Origin of the sequence: Caballeronia sp. LjRoot29 (assembly GCF_964252755.1) — a bacterium.
Lineage (GTDB): Bacteria > Pseudomonadota > Gammaproteobacteria > Burkholderiales > Burkholderiaceae > Caballeronia.
Map to the genome: position 1 here is coordinate 72,934 of NZ_CAXUPU020000022.1, position 16,144 is coordinate 89,077.

Annotated in this window: 12 protein-coding genes; 5 read left to right on the forward strand and 7 right to left on the reverse strand. The window is 60.8% G+C overall.

What is annotated here, in order from left to right; translation table 11 throughout:
• The first annotated feature begins 93 nt into the window (after positions 1–93).
• Positions 94–726, forward strand: a complete 633-nt coding sequence (locus ACSQ83_RS22575) for an ankyrin repeat domain-containing protein (RefSeq protein ID WP_436229675.1) — start codon at positions 94–96, stop codon at positions 724–726.
• A gap of 121 nt (positions 727–847) precedes the next feature.
• On the forward strand, positions 848–1,762 hold the full coding sequence (locus ACSQ83_RS22580) for a PhzF family phenazine biosynthesis protein (RefSeq protein ID WP_414952486.1): 915 nt from the start codon (positions 848–850) through the stop codon (positions 1,760–1,762).
• 153 nt (positions 1,763–1,915) lie between these two features.
• On the opposite strand, the gene ACSQ83_RS22585 is transcribed toward ACSQ83_RS22580, so the two are convergent.
• Entirely contained in the window at positions 1,916–2,134 is a 219-nt protein-coding gene (locus tag ACSQ83_RS22585; protein ID WP_414952485.1) for a hypothetical protein, read from the reverse strand.
• Positions 2,135–2,260: 126 nt separating this feature from the next.
• Positions 2,261–3,784, reverse strand: a complete 1,524-nt coding sequence (locus ACSQ83_RS22590; RefSeq protein WP_436229676.1) for an MFS transporter — start codon at positions 3,782–3,784, stop codon at positions 2,261–2,263.
• A gap of 284 nt (positions 3,785–4,068) precedes the next feature.
• Here ACSQ83_RS22590 and ACSQ83_RS22595 point away from each other — a divergent pair, with 284 nt between their 5' ends.
• On the forward strand, positions 4,069–4,989 hold the full coding sequence (locus tag ACSQ83_RS22595) for a LysR family transcriptional regulator (protein WP_436229677.1): 921 nt from the start codon (positions 4,069–4,071) through the stop codon (positions 4,987–4,989).
• A 16-nt stretch (positions 4,990–5,005) separates the two neighbouring features.
• Here ACSQ83_RS22595 and ACSQ83_RS22600 read toward each other — a convergent pair whose 3' ends face one another.
• Together ACSQ83_RS22600 and ACSQ83_RS22605 are read right to left on the reverse strand one after the other, a co-directional pair.
• Entirely contained in the window at positions 5,006–5,629 is a 624-nt protein-coding gene (locus ACSQ83_RS22600; protein ID WP_414969823.1) for a trimeric intracellular cation channel family protein, read from the reverse strand.
• 53 nt (positions 5,630–5,682) lie between these two features.
• A complete protein-coding gene (locus ACSQ83_RS22605) occupies positions 5,683–6,576 on the reverse strand; it encodes a LysR substrate-binding domain-containing protein (protein ID WP_436229678.1) in 894 nt (297 codons plus the stop codon).
• A 156-nt stretch (positions 6,577–6,732) separates the two neighbouring features.
• Between ACSQ83_RS22605 and ACSQ83_RS22610 the strand changes: the two genes are divergently transcribed.
• Both ACSQ83_RS22610 and ACSQ83_RS22615 read left to right on the forward strand, forming a co-directional pair.
• A complete protein-coding gene (locus ACSQ83_RS22610; RefSeq protein ID WP_436229679.1) occupies positions 6,733–7,347 on the forward strand; it encodes a glutathione S-transferase in 615 nt (204 codons plus the stop codon).
• Positions 7,348–7,506: 159 nt separating this feature from the next.
• Complete coding sequence (locus tag ACSQ83_RS22615) at positions 7,507–9,066, forward strand: methyl-accepting chemotaxis protein (protein ID WP_436229680.1); 1,560 nt, start codon at positions 7,507–7,509, stop codon at positions 9,064–9,066.
• A 46-nt stretch (positions 9,067–9,112) separates the two neighbouring features.
• On the opposite strand, the gene ACSQ83_RS22620 is transcribed toward ACSQ83_RS22615, so the two are convergent.
• From ACSQ83_RS22620 to ACSQ83_RS22630, 3 genes are read right to left on the reverse strand one after another with little or no spacing between them, the layout of a single operon-like run.
• Entirely contained in the window at positions 9,113–10,030 is a 918-nt protein-coding gene (locus ACSQ83_RS22620) for a transglutaminase family protein (protein WP_414952479.1), read from the reverse strand.
• On the reverse strand, positions 10,027–12,600 hold the full coding sequence (locus tag ACSQ83_RS22625; RefSeq protein WP_414952478.1) for a circularly permuted type 2 ATP-grasp protein: 2,574 nt from the start codon (positions 12,598–12,600) through the stop codon (positions 10,027–10,029). Before ACSQ83_RS22625 ends, ACSQ83_RS22620 begins: the two co-directional genes overlap by 4 nt.
• Before the next feature lie 30 nt (positions 12,601–12,630).
• Positions 12,631–16,086 carry a DUF2126 domain-containing protein gene (locus ACSQ83_RS22630; protein ID WP_436229681.1) on the reverse strand — a complete coding sequence of 1,152 codons (3,456 nt, stop codon included), beginning with the start codon at positions 16,084–16,086 and terminating at the stop codon, positions 12,631–12,633.
• Between the last annotated feature and the right edge of the window lie 58 nt (positions 16,087–16,144).

Here is a 16,144-nt window from a genome sequence, read left to right on the forward strand (position 1 = left end):
TTCGCGGGGCTAAAGTTACTTCGCCGGCATGGCGGTGCGCCGTGCAGACAGTAGTCAAAGTTAGTGAAAGACAGTCAACGACAGGATTCGGCAATGGCCAAGCCTTCCAGGACATCACTTTTCGCTGCGGCTACGATGTGGGATGCCGCCACCGTCGCAGCGATCCTTGGCCTCGCGCCGGAGCTTGTTGAGGCAAGCGATCCCCAAGGACGTACGGCCCTCCATCGCGCTTGCGCAATCAAGCCCGACAGCGTCCCTGAACTCGCCGAGTCTGACGGCATCGAAACCGTCACAACGCTTCTCGACGCCGGCGCAAAGCTTGAACGGGAAGTACCCATGAACGAGGATGAAGGTGATTTCCGGGCAACGCCGCTTTGGTACGCCGTCGCCCGTGGCGAAAACCTGCCGTTGGTCAAATTCCTCTTGCAGCGAGGGGCGAACGCAAACTATTCGCTTTGGGCGGCAGTATGGCGCGGCGATGATCTTGTCTGTCGCGCCCTGCTTAAATCAAAACCGGAACTCAATCTCAGGGCGCATGGTGAGACGCCGATCTTCTACGCCGCCCGGCTCAAGCGGCTGAAGACGCTGGATCTCCTGATTAAAGCCGGCGCAGATCCGTCGATAGTGGATTCCGCAGGCCGCGATGCCGTGGACATTGCGCGAGCGAGACGCTTGCCCAAGGAAATCGTGGATCGGCTGGAGCATCTGAAGAGCGGTCAAAAGTGAATGCATCTGTCCACGCCACTGGCCGGTCCATCGTCGTCTATGTGTACAGGGCGCACGGACAGTCCCTCGCGCAATAATAGTGATTCACCATTGGTCAGCGCCATCAAAGAGGGAGGCATTCATGAACCGTCGCTACGTCACGGCAGATGTATTCACGGACCAGAAATTCGCGGGTAATCCGGTCGCTGTCGTACTGGACGCCGAGGGTTTATCGAAGGAGCAGATGCAGGCGATCACGGTCGAATTCGGGTATAGCGAAACCACATTTGTCTTGCCGCCCCGCGATCCCGCCAACACGGCATGGGTAAGAATTTTTACGCCGAACCGCGAGATTCCTTTCGCCGGACATCCGAACATTGGTACGGCGTTTGTATTGGCTGCAAGGGCGGCGTCGAGTCAGGCACCCCTGCCGGATCAACTCGTGTTTGAGGAAGCCGCGGGCCTGGTTCCGGTCACTCAACTGAAAGAAAACGGAAAGCTGATTGGCGCCGAACTCGTTACGCCGGAGCCGCTAAGCCTGCTGTCGCAAGTGCCGCCGGATCGCGTAGCGCAATGTCTTTCCCTCGATTCCGCCGATATCCTCACGAACGCTCACCCACCCCAAGTCGCCTCGGTCGGCCTTCCGTTTGTCGTGGTCGAGCTTGCGTCCCGGGATGCACTCCGCCGATGTGCACCTAACCCGATCGCTTACAAAGGCTTTCTGCCCATCGACGGCGCGACATCGATCTACGCCTATACGCGCGATGCCGGCCCGGACGAGACAGGCACCGGCTGCGATTTGCAAGCCCGCATGTTCACGCCCCGCATGACGGAAGACCCGGCGACCGGCAGCGCAACCGCGGCCATGGCGGCACTCGTGGCCAAGGTCAGGGGTCAGTCGAATCTCGTGTTACGAGTGGGTCAGGGTGTGGATATGGGGCGGCCGAGCGTCTTGATCGCCACTGTGGAGGCTGACGACGGCAAGACAAGGATCCGCATTGGCGGCAAATGCGTCAGCGTGATGGAAGGATCGTTCTGGCTTGCTTCTGCTGACTGACTAGACGCGTAAGAGCCGGCGCGCGGCATGCATCGCCCCTCGACAAGGCGTTTGCGCCGCGCGCGTTTTTTCAACAACAGTAGGCATCCTGAGTATTGTTTCAGGCGGCTTACTTGGCGAATCCAACGCTTCCTCGACCGGCGCAAGGTCTGCTCAATGCCGATGATGCATCCACCAATGCCGGACATGACCGCCTGTGCTCTCGCGCTTTTCTCCGGGCCGCTTCGACTCGTTAATTAACAGGATAATTGCCACCAACGCCAGGCCGCCGAGGCCGATCAGGACGTTGATCAAATCGATGGCAGAACCGTGCAGGGTTAGTCGAGACGCGGTTCCAATAATGTCCATTACCGTATTCACAAACTGATCCATGATGCCCTCCCACGTCCTCTGCACCCACATCTACATGATAGGTAAACAGAGACTTAAGAGTTAGTGGCCGGGCTTAAAATTCTTGGTGCTATCTTCGCCTGTCAGCAAAGAAGCACCGACCTTTCATCAAACCACTGGACTGGTTTCCCGCGCCTGTCTCCTCGGGCCGAACATCACGAAACTGGCCACGGCCAGTACCCATGCGCCGATCCAGCCATACAGCATGACCAGTCCGAACCCATGCACAAGCGCCGCATGAACAACCGTTCCTGACGAATCCAGCGATGCTTGCGACACAGCATCGCCTGCGGCTATTCGTTCGGCCAGCGATCTCAACTGCCGTCCATCGAGCGACCCGGAAAACGTGCTCCTCAAGTCCGACAAGATGCCTTCAATCAGGATGTACCCCATCAACGCGATATTGACGGCCAGCGAGATGAGCCTTGCACTCATGTCGATGCCCGACGCCATGCCTGCGCGCGTGCTCGGCACCGCGCTGGTCGTCGTGTTGGTCACGGGCGTATTAGTGAGCCCCAATCCAATGCCGGCCAGCAGGCAGCCGGGCAGCATGGTCAGCCAACTGGCATGCACGGCGCCGCTACCGGCCCGCATCAGGATAAAGCCGGTACCGATCGTAAACAGGCCAAGTGGAATGACGACACCCGGGCGATATCGAAGCGAAAGACGTTCGGCCAATGGCGGTATGACAAGCGTGGGAAGCGTATAAGCCAGCAATGCTGAACCGGCAGTCACGCTGTTATATCCGAGGGCGCTCTGGAAATAAATCGGCAGATAAATCATGAATGGCCAGAAACTGAAATTCATGCCCATCGATCCAAATAGCGCGCCCGAAAAATTGCGTATCCGGAACACGGAAAAATCGAACATCGGATGAGCGTTGTTCTTTTCCGCGATTATGAAAAGGATAAGGCTGACCGCAGATGCGGCAATGATCCCGATGCCCTTGATACTCGTAAAACCAAGGTCGGACCCTTGCGTGATGAAATAGGCCAGACCGAAAACCGATAGCGAAAGCGTGATCATTCCCAACAGGTCCAGCTTTTTCGCCTGCGGGTCGCTGGATTCCTGAACCCCCTTGAACACAAGAATCACCGTCACTATCGCGATCAGAACGTGAATGAGAAACACCCATTTCCAATCCGATACCGCGACAATGATTCCGCCCATAATCGGCCCAAAACCGAGGCCGATGCCAAATATGATGCCCCACGCGCCAAAGGCCCGGGTACGGGCCTGTCCCGCCCGGAACTGATGCGATAACACGGCCACTTGGCAAATCAGCATTGCCCCGCCGGCCATGCCTTGAAGAAAGCGGCTCACGATCAATACGGAAACACTCTGCGCGAGCCCGCAAATCAGCGAGGTGATCGCAAACAGCACAATGGCGATCATGAAAATGCGCTTCCTGCCAAACCGGTCTGCAAGCGTCCCGGTCGCCATCAGGACTGTCGTGCACGCGATGGTGTACGCATTCATGATCCATTGCATTTCCTTGAAACTGCCCCGCAATACTGTTTCAAGGGTGGGCAATATCACCGGCACGCTGGATATTTCGAGACCGAACATAAGCGAAGCCAGGCAAATACCAGCCAGTGCGATGGAATTTTTGTTGGGATGAGTGAGTGTCATGAATATCAAGGGGTAGCCAGAAGCACCGGCTACCCGCGCCTCCCGCATATCGACGTGAAACGTGGGTGTGCAGACTTGCAATACACACGGGATAAACCACTGAGATCGATTCGATAACTCGGCATGTTGATTCCGACAGGAAGATTGAATGGACCCGCGCTAAAAGCAATGCAGGCAACGCATGGCGCTTGCGGGTGAAAAGGTAATATAGAGGGAACCGAAGTCGTCATTGATTCATTGCTTTCCTCTTAATGAATCCTTGGTGGAACCAATAAAGGTCAGGTATGAGTGACAAGCTCCACGGCGTGAGCACGTTCGTGCAGGTGGTTGACTCCGGCAGTTTTGCGCTGGCTGCCGAACGGTTGAACCTGACGCGCTCAGCCGTCGGCAAGGTGATCTCACGGCTCGAATCGCGTCTCGGTGTGCGCCTGCTTCATCGCACCACGCGCAGCCAGAGCCTGACCGAAGATGGGCAGACGTACTACGATCGGTGCGTGCGGGCGCTGGCCGAACTCGATGCAGCCGAGGCCGACCTGGAAAGCGGGAGGCGCGAACCGCGCGGCCGTTTGCGCGTCAGCGTGCCCATCGCTTTCGGTCATCTCTGCGTGGCGCCGGTGCTGCTGCGCCTCGCGTCGAGGCATCCACAATTGCAGATCGACATTTCGTTCACTGACCGCGCGGTGGATCTGGTGGAAGAAGGGTTCGATCTCGCCATTCGCATCGGCGAGTTACGCGACAGCGTGAGCCTCGCCGCGCGCCGCCTGGGCGTGCAGTACTCGAGCATCGGCGCGGCGCCGTCGTATGTTGCGAGGCATGGGTTGCCTGCAAGCCTTGAAGAAATGGACGGGCATGCCGGCATTGCTTACTCGCGCGCGGGCGCCACGTCGCCGTGGCAGCTACGGGATATTGACGGCCAGGTGCGGCAGGTCAACATTCGGCGGCAAGTAAGTCTGGACGATGTGCAGGCGATCGCTGCGGCGGCTATCGAAGGCTTTGGGTTGGCTTGGTTGCCAAGCTGGCTGCTGTCGCGTTACGAGAAGACAGGTGAACTGGTGACGGTGATGAATAACTGTGGAACGCAGCCGCAGGATATTCACGCCGTGTGGCCGCAAACACGCTACCTGTCGTCGAAGACACGCCGCGCTATTGACGCACTGGTCGCCGAGATTCCCGCAATGATCGCGGGTAAAGATCAAGACAGCTAAGACGTGTCTTGCGCCTTCACCAAGGTGCGACTTTCGGCAACTGCCACCCATACGTGACAGACGCCACGCGCAAGATGCAACACGCGGCGCCGCTCAGGAGCGCGGCGGTTATCGGCGAAAGTCCGAAGCGGCGGCCGACGACCAGGACGACCCCTCCCGCGAACGCGGCGCTCGCGTAGATATCGGCGACTAGAACCATGGGCACGCGCGCCAGCAAGATGTCGCGTATGACGCCACCGCCCACGCCGGTGATCGTACCCATCAGCGTCGATATGAAAGGCCCGATGCCGTAGCTCAGCGCCTTCTGCGCGCCCGCGACGGCGAACAACGACAGCCCGGCGGCGTCCAGCACCATGAGCAAGTTCGGCGAGAGCGTGCGGGCCTTGCCATGAAAGATGAACGTCAGCAAGCCCGTCAGGAACGCAAGCGCCGGATAGCGCCAGTCGCGAACTGCATTAGGCGGCGTCGCGCCGATCAGCAGGTCACGAATCACGCCGCCGCCCAGCGCCACGACAAACGACAGCACCATCACGCCGAGCAGGTCGAGTCCACTCTGCATGGCGCTGATTGCGCCTTCGGCGGCGAACACGGCTGTGCCCGCAAGATCGGCTGCCAGGACTATCGTTTCGATTTTCTTCATCGTTCAGGTCTGCGATGGAGGTTGTCGGAGTATCGGGAACGCGCGGTTCGACATCAAGCGGCAAGCTTTAGATAGCGCTTCACTTCGGCATCAATCCATTCCATGAAATGCGACTGCTTCACGCTCAACGCTTCACGCTGCTGCCAGACGAGCCAATACGGATAGGGGTACGGCACGTGTATGCCGGTGATCTGAACGAGCTCGCCGCGAGCAAGCGCATCTGCAACAAGCGTGCGACGTTCAAGCGCAATGCCCTGCCCCAGCATCACCGCCCCCAATACGATGTTCGAATCGTTCGCGAACAGTCCGCTCACGTTGCCGGGTTCACGCACATTGGCTGCCCGGCACCAGTCGGTCCAGGGTGCATCAGTGCTTCGTATCAATGGACACGCCACAACCTCTTCAGCCGAGCGAGGAAGCTGGCCGCCGTTGAAATGCGGCGCAGCCACGACCAGCAGTTCATCGCTGAACAACTCTTTCTGGGCGAGACCGGGCCAGTGGCCTTGTCCCATTCGAATGCTGACATCGGCGGGACCGTGCCGCATGTCCTGTATCTCAAGACTCGTCTGCAAGCGCACTCGGTAATACGGATGGCGCTCGCGGAAACTCGTCAAGCGCGGCAGCAGCCAGTGCAACGCAAACGACGGCAGCGTGGCGATGACCAGTTCGCTCTCTTGAGGCCGGGCCTGCGCCAAAAGCGTTGCGTTGGCAATGTCGCGCAGCGCCAAGCGTATCTCAAGCGCATAGAGACGCCCCTCTTCCGTCAGCCGCAATCCTCTCGCTTCACGTACGAAGAGCGCAACGCCCATGGTGTCTTCGAGAATCCTGATCTGCTGACTGACTGCCGAGTGTGTCACGTGAAGTTCACGCGCAGCGAGCGTGACGCCGCCGAGCCTGGCAGCCGCTTCGAAACATCGGAGCGCGGTCAAAGGCGGGATATTGTTCATGTAAGTTTTGCTTACCGAAGACGTTTGTTTATGTCGCTTTTCATGCATTGGTTAACTGGATAACCTGATGCAAACGGTTGTCTTATCGCCTTGTACCGGCGCTATTAGCAGCATGCGTGAAGACACCCACGTGATAGATATTCTAACGGGAAGCCAATGAAACTGATCGGAATGCTGGACTCGCCATACGTGCGTCGAGTGGCTATTTGCCTCAAGCTGCTTGAGCTCGATTTCGAACATCGCCCGGTTTCCGTGTTCCGTGATTTCGAGGAATTTCGCAACCTCAACCCGGTCGTCAAGGCGCCCACCCTGATCCTCGATGATGGTCAAAACCTGATGGATTCCACGCTGATCCTCGACTATGTATCAAGCATTGCCAACCCATCGATCATGCCGGCGCCGGACCGCGCGGAGGATCGTTTGCGGGCAGCCAGACTCACGGGCCTTGCGTTAGCGGCGTGTGAGAAAACGGTTCAGATTGTCTATGAACGCAACCTGCGTCCCCCTGAAAAACAGCATGAGCCGTGGATCGATCGTGTCACGACTCAGTTGTTCGCGGCATACGCGGAGCTCGAAGCGGAGATGGCTTTGGCAACCCTCCCTATCGACGCAAGGCGGCTTGGACAGGCCGGCGTGACGGTCGCTGTCGCCTGGAGATTTACGCAGATGATGGTGCCGAAGATAGTTGTCGAGGCGGACTATCCCAAGCTACGGGCGTTCTCGGTTTTCGCCGAGCAAACGCCAGCGTTCGAGGGCACGCCGCCTGAATAGGCGATAACAATGCGTTTATCCCCGCGAATGAATACCCGTACTCACTTTTAAGTGTAAAAACCCTAAAGTAAAAGTGGTTAACCGCCGTTATGTCCTTGTAACGCGAGAAGCGACAACCGTTCTCGCGTCACGTTCCAGATCGGAGAAAGGACACAATCAATGCGAAATAATCAGCCCGTCTCGCAGCAGGAGTACGACTTTCCGGCTTCGGACATGCTCGTTTCGGCCACGGATCTTTCAGGCAACATCAAGTACTGCAATCCTGCGTTTATCGAAGTCTCCGGCTATTCGAGAGAAGAACTCATCGGCCAGCCGCACAATCTGATCCGCCATCCTGATATGCCGCGCGAAGCGTTCGGCGACATGTGGGCGACGATCCAGCAAGGCCGCCCTTGGACCGCCCTCGTCAAGAACCGCCGCAAGAATGGCGACTTCTACTGGGTTCGCGCGAACGTGACTCCGGTTATCGAGCATGGCAAGACGGTCGGTTTTCTCAGCGTGCGCGTGAAGCCGGGCCGCGACGAAGTGGCGGAGTCATCTACCTTGTATGCGCGGATGCGCACCGGTGCAATGGGTTCACTGCGTCTCAAACAAGGCGCGCTTGTACGCACCGGGCTGGCCGGCAAGCTCGCGGAACTGGCGCGCATGCCGGTCGCGTCGCGCATTGCGATCGGCTATGCCGCGGGACCCATGGCGGTGCTCGCGACTGGATCGATCGCGTACCGGGGACTTCCACCACTGCCCTTGTGGATCGCCTTCGGCGTAAGCGCATTGGTGAGCGCGATCGGCTGGGCGACCGTTTCACATCACGTCGGCGCACCCGTGCGCACCATGTCCCGATTCGCGACGCGCATGGCGGCCGGCGATCTGACGGCAGCGATGGAAACCGGCGCCCGCGACGACCTCGGCGACGTCCAGCGCGCACTGAACCAGCTCAAGGCGAACCTGTCGGCCATGGTCCTCGATGTACGCGGGCAGATCGGCGGGATGATGGATGCCACGCGCGAAATTTCGAGCGGCAACATGGATCTGTCGCGCCGGACCGAGTTGCAGGCGGCATCGCTGCAGCAAACCGCCGCGACCATGGATCAACTGACCACCACGGTAAAAGGCAACGCGGACGCGAGTGTACGCGCGCTGGATCTGGTGAAGGACGCCCAGGACGCAGCCAGCGACGGCGGCAAGATTGCTATCCAGGTCGAGCAGACCATGGCCGGCATCAACACGGCTTCGCAGCGCATTGCAGACATCATCGGCGTGATCGACGGCATCGCGTTCCAGACGAATATCCTCGCGCTGAACGCGGCGGTGGAAGCAGCACGTGCAGGCGAAGCGGGCCGCTCGTTCGCAGTGGTCGCCACCGAAGTGCGCAACCTGGCGCAACGCTGCGCGGCGTCGGCGAAGGAGATCAAGGCGGTGGTGGAAACGAGCGTGGCGCAGATCGCGGAAGGGACCGACCTGGTGTCGCGTACGACCAGCCAGATGCGCGCAATCGATGCCGCCGTGCTGCGGGTCGCGACGATCATCGGCGAGGTGGCGAATGCGAGCAGTGAGCAGGCCGAGGGCATTCGTCAAGTGAACCAGGCGGTCGCGCATCTGGACGGCTCGACACAGCAGAATGCCGCACTGGTCGAGCAGGCTGCGGCCACTGCGCAGCGGCTGGCCGAACGAGCGGACGTGCTCGACGACGCCGTGCGCTTATTTACGGTTGGGCATTGATGAGAGGAGCGCTCGCAGTACGTTTAATGCGAGCGCGCAAGGTCGCTTAATCAGCGTCCGAATCGGACTCGGCGTCCAGCGCCAGCACGGTCACGCCCACATCTATCCGATGTGACCCGCCGCCGAGAATCATCCCGCGCAACAGCGACACGTCGCTATAGTCCCGGCCCGTGGCAAGCGTCACGTGTTCCAGATCGGCGAGCACATCGTTGGTCGGATCAAGATCGATCCAGCCGCTGCCGGGGCAAAACACCGACACCCACGCATGCGACGCATCCGCGCCGATCAGCTTCTCCTGCCCCGGCGCGGGATCGTTACGCAGATACCCGCTGACATACCGCGCCGGCAATCCGAGAGAACGCATGCATCCGATCATCACCTGCGCAAAATCCTGACAGACGCCATGGCGCATTTCAAACGCCCGATGAGCAGGCGTGTCATAAGACGTAGCCAAAGGCTTGTACTTGAAGTCCGCATGAATCCGGTGCATCAGGTCGATCGCCCCTTCTGCCAGCGGCTTGCCCGCAGGAAAACTTTTTAGTGCGTAATCCCGAAGATCCTGACCGAGACTGACGTTCGGCGACGCAAAGCAAAACTCGGTCTCGGGGCGAAACGGCGAATGAGCGCTGAAACGCATACCGTCTGCGACTTCGTCCCATGCGGGCGTGGTCGCCGGATCGAGCGACGCCCATCGCGGCGTCAGTTCAACGGTCGTTTCACTGACCATCTGCAACGACCGGTGCGGCGACTCGAGCGAAAAATACAGCACGTCGTTACCGAAGGTATCCACGCGATGATTGATGTACGGCGGCTTCGGCTCAATGCTTTCGGTGTGCGATATCACCCGCTGCCATGCGCAGTTCTGCGGCCGGATAGTCGCGAGATGCTGAGCCGTCTCCACGTACGTTGAATAGCGGTAGGTCGTCCGGTGCGACACCCACAGCACGGTTTTCGGAATCTTCACGACGACACCTGCAATGCCTGCGTATTCGCGTGGCTGAAGTAACGCGCGCTGATTTCATGCGCAGCGGCGCTCACGTGATCGCCGAGCGCCTCGCAAGCCTGGATGAGTTCGCCGTAGTTGCCGTCTTCGTCGGTGGTACAGAGCTGCTCGAGCCCTCGCAGCGACTTCAGCAACAGCGTTGCGTCGCTGAATGCGCCGTGGTTTGTGTTGCCGGCCGCCACCGAGATCTCGTTGAGCTTCGTGCATAGGCGCGAGTACACGCCATACAAACCGCGCGGGTTGCTCGGCTCGACCACCAGCAAGTCGATCAATGCGGGGACCTCGAAACGTCCGGGGTAAAGCGATCGATACGTCAGCGTGCTGTCGAACAATTGCAGCAGCAGGTCGAACCCGGCGGGCGTTGTCATCTGACCGTGTTCGGCGGCCACGCGCAGGAAGGTGGTCATGGTCCATACGCGTTCGATATGCCGTCCCGCGAACACCAGCTTCCACGCTTCGTCGCGCGTCATGCGGTCGCCCTGCGCGCCGCTGATGGCAAGCAATTGCGTCGATAGTGTTTCAAGCGTTCGTGTGAGCTTCACGCGGTCATAGCGCTCCACGCCCGGCCCCGGTTTGAACTGCTGGATGGCATCGCGGAAATCGTTGCGCGCGGCCAGGATCGTGCGCCAGTGATCGGTTGAAAGACGTCCGCGAATCTCGCTGCTCGCGCGCACCTGGCTTGCGAGGTTCTGGCCGATACTCGCCGCGGCGCCGTTCTCTCCAATGTTCGCGACCAGCAAACGTTCGAGCCCACGCGCCGTGTGCCCTTGCAGCGGCGTGCCGGGGGGTAGCAGGCCGCATTGCCACGCCAGGTCCACCAAGGTCTCCAGCATACCCTCGGAGTCGTTGCTGTCGATCGACGAAAGGATCACGCGCAGCAAGCGCACGTTGTTCTCGGCGCGCTCTCCGTATCGGCCGGCCCAGAAGAGGTTTTCTGCCGCGCGGCTCGATACCGTCCGATGCTTGCGCGCAAGGTCCGCTGGTTTCATCGGCGTGGGGAGCAGCGAGAAGGTCGAACCCGGCTTGCTCGACAGCACCCAGGTGTCGACGCTGCTGCTGCCGAATTGCATCGATACCGACGGCTGCCGCTCCGCCCCAAGCCGCGTGAATCCGCCCGGCATCACGGACCAGCCGCCATCGATATTCGCAATCGCATAAACGCGCAACACCGATGGCCGTCCCGTCAGCGTGTTGTCTTCATAACGCGGCGCGTGCGAACTCGGGAACAGATTCTGGATGGTGAACGCGTCCGGCATGGCGTCGATCCGCGTGCGCCAGCCGGCCAGCGGTTGCAGGCCGTCACCGAACCCGCGCGGGCCGCCGCCGTTGAGCGGCAAACCCGGCCAGGTGGGAATGACGAAGGCCTTGTCCAGACGTGCCAGCACCGCTTCACGCGCAGCCTCTTCACCGCACCACCACGTGGGTACGCTGGCGAGTTCCAGCGGCTCGTTGAGCAGCGCCCGCGAGATGGCCGGCAGGAAACCGTGCAGCGCCGGCGATTCGACAAAACCCGAGCCCGGCACGTTGGATACCATCACGTTGCCGGCCCGCATGACCTGCAACAGACCCGGCACGCCGATAGTCGAATCAGCGCGCAATTCGACCGGGTCGCAGAATGCATCGTCGAGACGGCGCATCAAGACATGAACCCGTTCCAGTCCGGCGAATGTCTTGAGGAACAACATGTCGTCGCGTACGGTCAGGTCCTTGCCCTCGACCAGCGTGACGCCAAGATAACGCGCGAGGAACGCATGCTCGAAGAAGGTTTCGCTGAACGGCCCGGGGGTCAGCAGCGCGATGTGCGGCGACCCTTCACCCGACATCATCGCCCGGCCGCCCTGGACGAGTGCCGCGATCAGTTGCGAATAGAACGGGGCGAGCCTTTGGACCTTCATCGAACGGAACGCCTCGGCGAATACGTCGGAGACGATCAGCCGGTTTTCCAGCGCATAGCCGAGTCCGGAAGGCGCTTCCGTCCGGTGCGCCATCACGGTCCATGCGCCGTTAGGGGCACGCGTCAGGTCCACCGCAACAAGCTGCAGATACTGCGCGCCGGGCGGCACGAACCCCTTCACCGAGCGTAGATATCCTGGATGTCCATACACAAGCGCGGGCGGCAGCAGGCCATCGTGAAGCAGCGTCTGGGGCCCGTAAATATCGGCGACTATGGCGTTGAGCAACTTCGCGCGCTGGGTCACCGCGCGCTCGATCACCGACCACTCGCCCTCTTCGATAAGAAACGGCAGCAGGTCCAGCGCCCACGGCCGGGGCTCGCCGCCGTCGGCGTAGACGTTGTAACTGATGTCGTTATCGCGGACTTGCTGCGCAATGGATGCGGTGGCACGGTCGAGGCCGGCTATGCCGTCGTCGCCGAGCAGCTCGAAGAATTGCCGCCACGGCGCGCGCAACTGGCCCGCCGCGTCGCGCAGTTCGTCCCAATGGCCCTCCCGGACCGGTACCGCGCGAAGGTGTGACGACACACTCGCGCGGTTCGCGATTGCTTCAAACGGAAGCGTTGATTGGAAGGCCAAATTGAGCAGCTACCGTTGAAGTTGATGAGGTTACCGTCGGCGCAGATCGAGTGTGAAAGGAAACTCCAGGCTGCGTTTCGGTTCTTCCACGACCATGCGCCCAGGCGTATGGCCGATTCTGAAAAAGCGCGCGCGCCGCCGGCTTTCCGCCTCGTATGCGTTGACCGGATAGGTCACGTAATTGCGGCCACCCGGATGGGCTACATGATACCGGCATCCGCCTATGGACCGGTTGCTCCAGGTGTCAACAATGTCAAAGGTAAGCGGTGCATCCACGCCAATTGACGGATGCAGCGCCGTCGGCTGCGACCATGCCCGAAAACGTACGCCGGCGACATGCTCGCTGACCCGCCCGGTAGGTTGCAACGGCAACGGCACGCCGTTGACCGTCACGACATGGCGGTTATCGTTGAGACCGAGCACCCGCACTTCCATGCGCTCCACCGACGAATCCACGTAGCGCACCGTCCCGCCCGGCGACCCCTGCTCGCCCATCACGTGCCACGGCTCCAGCGCGCTGCGCACCGTCAGGTCGATACCGTTCGTCTGGACCGCGCCCACCAGCGGGAAACGGAACTCGAAATGCGGCGCGAACCATTCAGTTTCGAACGCATAACCGGCTTCATTCAGGTCCGCGATCACATCGTGGAAATCCATTTCGATAAACGTGCCGAGCAGGAAACGGTCATGCAGTTCCGTGCCCCAGCGCGTGAGGCGGGTGGTGTAGGGTTTGTCCCAGAAGCGCGCGACCAGCGCTCGCAGGAGCAATTGCTGGACGAGGCTCATGCGCGCGTGCGGCGGCATTTCGAAGCCGCGAAGTTCGAGCAGGCCGAGGCGGCCGGTGGGGCCATCGGGGGAATACAGCTTGTCGATGCAAAATTCCGCGCGATGCGTGTTGCCGGTTACATCGATCAGCAGGTTGCGCAACGTCCGGTCGATCAGCCACGGCGGCAGTAACGCGCTGTCGCGTCCGCCCAGACGTTCGAGCTGGTGTTCGATCTCCTTGAACGCAATCTCCAATTCATACAACTGGTCGTTGCGCGCCTCGTCGACACGCGGCGCCTGACTCGTCGGTCCAAGGAACAATCCCGAGAACAGATACGACATCGACGGATGGTTGATGAAGTACGCAATCAGGCTGGCGAGCAAGTCGGGGCGACGCAGGAACGGGCTGTCGGCAGGTGTCGCGCCGCCCAGCACGAAGTGATTGCCGCCGCCCGTGCCGGTGTGCCGGCCGTCGGTCATGAACTTCTCGGTGCTGAGATAACTTTCGTGCGCCGATTGATACAGAAACTCGGTGTGATCGACGAGTTGATCCCAGCTCGACGCCGGATGAATGTTCACCTCGATCACGCCCGGGTCCGGCGTCACTTGCAGCATCTTGAGACGGGCATCGCGTGGCGGCGGATACCCTTCGATCACCACCTTCATACGCAGATCGGCGGCTGTTGCTTCGATAGCCGCGAGCAGGTCGAGGTAGTCATCGAGTTCAGTCAGCGGCGGCATGAACACATGCAGCAGGCTCTTGCCGCTGCCAAACGATTTCGCTTCGACGTCAGGTCCTGCCGCACGCGCCGGATCACGTGCTTCGACGCATAACGCGGTACGGCGGATCCACGACGCGGACTCGCCGCGCGATGGCTCGCGGGTTGAGGTTATGGGCCCGCTTGTGGGCGCGCGTCCGGTGCCTGAAACCGCACTTGTACCCGTACCCGTGCCCGCTCCTGCTTCTGCGCTATCCCCGGCCACCGGCTCACCGCGATATTGCATGCGCAATTCCATCGCCTGGCGCAACGGCGCTGGCGGCCCGAAAGGATCGTGCGGATGCTGATACGGATAGTCCCCCGCGCTCACCCAAGGCAGCGATTCAAGCGGCAGCCGATACCCCATCGGCGAGTCGCCGGGAATCAGGTACATCCGGCCATCGCGGAAAAACCAGGGGCCGCTGACCCACGTTGGCGCTTGCATGGGGACATCGCGTTCGCGTGCAATAGGCAGCACGTAGCCCGTTACCTCGGACAAACCCGCATCGAACACACGACGCAAGCGCATGCGTTCCATCTCGTCGTCGAGTTCGGATTCGAACGGGTCGACGTTCACCGGCAAGCGGCGTTCACGCCACAGGTAATAGAACGTGTCTTCGAAACCGGGCTGGATATACGAAGGATCAAGCGAGACCTTGTTCGCCAGATGTTCGATAAACCGCCGTGCATCTTCGGCCGTGTACCGGCCCGGATCGCGTTCGTCTGCGAAGAGCTTGGGGTCTTCCCAGATCGGCTCGCCATCCGCGCGCCAGAACAGCGACATGGCCCAGCGCGGCAACTGCTCGCCCGGATACCACTTGCCCTGCCCGAGATGCAGGAAGCCGCCCAAGCCATAACGCGCACGCAACTTGTCCATCAGCGAGACGGCATAACCGCGCTTCGTCGGGCCCAGTGCGTCGGTGTTCCATTCCGCGGCATCGCGGTCGGTCACGGCGACGAACGTGGGCTCGCCGCCCATCGTCAGGCGCACGTCCATGTCGATGAGTTCCTGGTCGACTTGCGCGCCCATCTTCTGCACGGCGGCCCACACTTCTTCCGTGTACGGCTTCGTCACGCGCGGCGTTTCGAGCACGCGCTGCACCTGCATGATGTGCTCGAACTCGACTTCGCTTTCATCGACCGCGCCGGAGATAGGCGCGGCGCTCCCCGGCTCAGGCGTACAGGCAACGGGGATATGGCCTTCGCCGGCCAGCAGCCCGGAGGTCGGATCGAGTCCGATCCATCCCGCGCCGGGCAGGAAGACCTCGCACCACGCGTGCAGGTCGGTGAAGTCGACTTCGGTGCCGCTCGGGCCATCGAGGGACTTCTGGTCGGGGGCGAGCTGGATCAGGTAACCCGACACGAAACGCGCCGCCAGCCCGAGCTGACGCAAGGTTTCGACGAGCAGCCAGCCTGTGTCTCGACACGATCCCAGCGCCTTGTCGAGCGTCTCCTCCGGCGTCTGAACGCCGGGTTCCATGCGAATCACGTAGCCAATGTCCTGCTGCAACCGCTGGTTCAACCCGACCAGGAAATCGGCGGTGGCTTGAGGCGTTTTGTCGATGCTCTCGACGAGCTTGGCCAGCAGCGGCGTTGCTTCGCGCTTGATCAGATACGGCGCAAGTTCTGCCGCGAGTTCGGGTTCGTATGCAAAGGGGAATTTCTCGGCATAGGGCTCGAGGAAGAAGTCGAAGGGGTTGTACACCGCCATCTCGGCGACCAGGTCGACCGTGATTTTGAACTCCCGCGTTTTCTCGGGGAAGACAAGCCGTGCCTGATAGTTGGCGAACGCGTCCTGCTGCCAGTTGATGAAGTGTTCGGCTGGCTCGACCCGCATCGAATAGGAAACGATCGGGGTACGGCAATGCGGCGCGGGCCGCAGGCGCACGACCTGCGGTGAAAGGCCGACTAGGCGGTCATAACGGTAGTGCGTGACATGGTTCAACGCGACACGGATTGACACACCTGACTCCTGGACGAATTTTGGCAATCTTCAAAAGCAAGGTCCATGCCGTTTGGCT